Genomic DNA, 2,572 nt, shown 5'->3' on the forward strand with positions numbered 1-2,572 from the left:
TGCGCGACTATCCGATTGAACGTTTCTGGCGCGACCTGCGCGTGCACTCCATCCTTGAAGGGACCAATCAGGTTATGCGTATGATTATTGGCCGGGACCTTTTGCGCCAATGACCGATGATGTTTTGGTTGTGGAGTTGATTTTATGATTACGGGCACAGATGCAAATATGGGCACAACGCCTGTTAGGTTAGAACATCTGTTCGACGAGCAGGCATTGGTCGCCTGGATGGTTGGAAATGTTGAAGGCTTTGCTGGGCCTCTCACAGTTGAACAATTTAAAGGCGGCCAGTCTAATCCGACTTATAAGCTTATCACGAATACAAAGTCGTACGTATTGCGCCGCAAGCCACCGGGTGATTTGTTAAAGGGTGCACATGCGGTTGATCGAGAAGCGCGAATTTTATCAGCGCTTGGAACTACCAGTTTTCCTGTGGCTAAGGTTTACGGTCTTTGTGAAGATGATAGCATTATCGGCACTTCGTTTTTTATCATGGAGATGGTTGAAGGGCGTATTTTTTGGGATGCCACATTTCCTGATGTCGAAACTGGCGGCCGCGCAGCCTATTTTGATGCTATGAATGCTACCATTGCGTCCCTTCATAGAATTGATCCCGCCGCGGTTGGCCTTTCAGACTTCGGCAGGCCAGGTAATTATTTTGAGCGACAGATTGCGCGTTGGTCGAAGCAGTATCTTGAAGATGCCGATGCAGGTCGGGATTCAGAAATGGACAAATTAGTCGAATGGCTGCCAGCTAATATTCCGCTCGACGATGAGACTAGCATCGTTCACGGCGATTTTCGCTGCGATAATATGATATTTCACCCGACAGAACCACGTGTGCTGGCTGTTCTGGATTGGGAATTGTCAACACTAGGACACCCGCTCGCCGACTTCGCCTATCATGCGATGATGTTCCGGATGCCCCCAGACATCGTAGCAGGGTTAGGGGGTGCTGACTTAGCTGAGCTTGGAATTCCATGTGAGGCAGACTATCTGGCCGCATATTGTCGTCGCACTGACCGCGCGTTGATTTCTGAGGCCGATTACGCCTTTTATGTAACATTCAATTTTTTCCGACTTGCCGCAATTTTCCACGGTATCAAAGGTCGGGTAATTCGCGGGACAGCTGCATCCGCACACGCGAAAGAGCGCGCTAAAAGCTTTCCAAAACTTGTCGCTCTCGCCCGTGAAAGTATGGAGGCCTGCTTATGAGCGATGCCTTATGCGCCTGTAACGGTTTGGTTCCAGTCGCTTGTCTCTCATCATGCCACCTTAGCTTCGAAAGCCAAGGGGTTTAAGCGGTCCTTACCCAAGTGAAGGGAATTGGACACCGTCACATCCATCCCGACGCTGCCAAGTCGTTTTCTCACGCATTAGAACCGTGAGATTGCCCCCCCACATACTTTGATACCAGCACCGCTCACATAACTAGCGCTATTTGTTGCCAGAAAAAGAGCCGCAGCGGCAACTTCGTGCGCCTCCCCAATACGACCAACAGGCGCTTTTTCTTCCCAATAAGCGCGGAAGGCAGGGTCTGCCATAGAAGGAGCAGCCAATGGCGTCATTATTGCGCCGGGCTGCAGATAATTTGCAGTTATACCAAATTTACCCAGATCAGCAGATAGTGATTTGGTAAAGCCCGCAATTGCGTGCTTGCTGGTGCCGTACGCGCAGAGCGAAGGCCCACCAAAGTCTGACATGATGGAACCGAGATTAATGATCCGGCCAGACCGGCGCAATTTCATATGCGGCAGGACGGCACGGGTAATCATAAAGGGTGCCGTGACGTTGACCTCCATAGTTCTCAACCAGCTTTCCGGCGTCTGGTCTTCAACAGTGCCCGGCAAGCAAATTCCAGCGTTGTTGACGAGGATATCAATATTGCTGAAGCGAGAGAGCGCGGCTTCGACTATATTCTCTGCTGCATCAGGTGCCGTTATGTCGCACAAGAGGAGTGCGAGCTTGTCGCTAGCTTGCAGATCCGCTGCGTCAAAGCGCTGCTGATCCACGGCAAGCACTTCTGCGCCTTCAGCTAGGTAGAGACGCGTAATGGCTAGCCCGATACCGCTAGCGGCTCCAGTTACGATCGCCGTCTTGCCGGCAAGTTGTCCTGTCATTTGCTTCTCCTTTTCCGGTGCTTGTAAAAATCCAACCCAGCCTCTCTGAACTTGTCTTGGCTTACTCCGCCCGACCAGCTTGGCCACATCGTTTCATAATTGTGCTGGGTATCATCCGTACCCTTGGACACTGTCGTAGGCGGCAATGCTGCAGCAGTGCAAGATACGATGTTAAGTATTTTGTCTTTTTCTCAAGCCATTAAAGAGCCCGCCTTGATAGCCTAACTTCTCCAATCCAATCATGCTCGCATGTTCGCTTGTTGGTTGCCACGCCGACATTTGAGAGTAGACTAGCGATGCTGGAGAAGCGTTACCGACAGGCATTATGATCAGGCTTGGCTGCTCGGATATCGGAGGGCAATCAGACGGTCAGAGATGGAAACGGGAGGGTCTATCCGTTTGGGTAAGTGGATCGCTGGTCAATTAATCCCAGCTAACTGCATCTTTTCTCG

3 protein-coding genes are annotated in these 2,572 nt (G+C 51.1%); 2 read left to right on the plus strand and 1 reads right to left on the minus strand.

The features are described from left to right. Together ACIQ2T_RS13115 and ACIQ2T_RS13120 are read left to right on the plus strand one after the other, a co-directional pair. A partial coding sequence (locus ACIQ2T_RS13115; RefSeq protein ID WP_397591192.1) for an acyl-CoA dehydrogenase family protein occupies positions 1–113 on the plus strand: 113 nt, incomplete at its 5' end. A gap of 31 nt (positions 114–144) precedes the next feature. Then, positions 145–1,215, plus strand: coding sequence for a phosphotransferase (locus ACIQ2T_RS13120; protein WP_397591190.1), 1,071 nt, complete (start codon positions 145–147; stop codon positions 1,213–1,215). A gap of 161 nt (positions 1,216–1,376) precedes the next feature. Here ACIQ2T_RS13120 and ACIQ2T_RS13125 read toward each other — a convergent pair whose 3' ends face one another. Beyond that, positions 1,377–2,120: an SDR family NAD(P)-dependent oxidoreductase gene (locus ACIQ2T_RS13125; protein WP_397591191.1), complete on the minus strand. Its 744-nt coding sequence runs from the start codon at positions 2,118–2,120 to the stop codon at positions 1,377–1,379. Between the last annotated feature and the right edge of the window lie 452 nt (positions 2,121–2,572).

The organism is Sphingorhabdus sp., assembly GCF_044357595.1.
Taxonomy (GTDB): domain Bacteria; phylum Pseudomonadota; class Alphaproteobacteria; order Sphingomonadales; family Sphingomonadaceae; genus Sphingorhabdus_B.

What these genes read in the sequence shown, in the direction of transcription:
- ACIQ2T_RS13120 (WP_397591190.1), top strand. Translation starts at nt 145, where the DNA reads ATGATTACGGGCACAGATGCAAATATGGGCACAACGCCTGTTAGGTTA.
- ACIQ2T_RS13125 (WP_397591191.1), bottom strand. Translation starts at nt 2,120, where the DNA reads ATGACAGGACAACTTGCCGGCAAGACGGCGATCGTAACTGGAGCCGCT.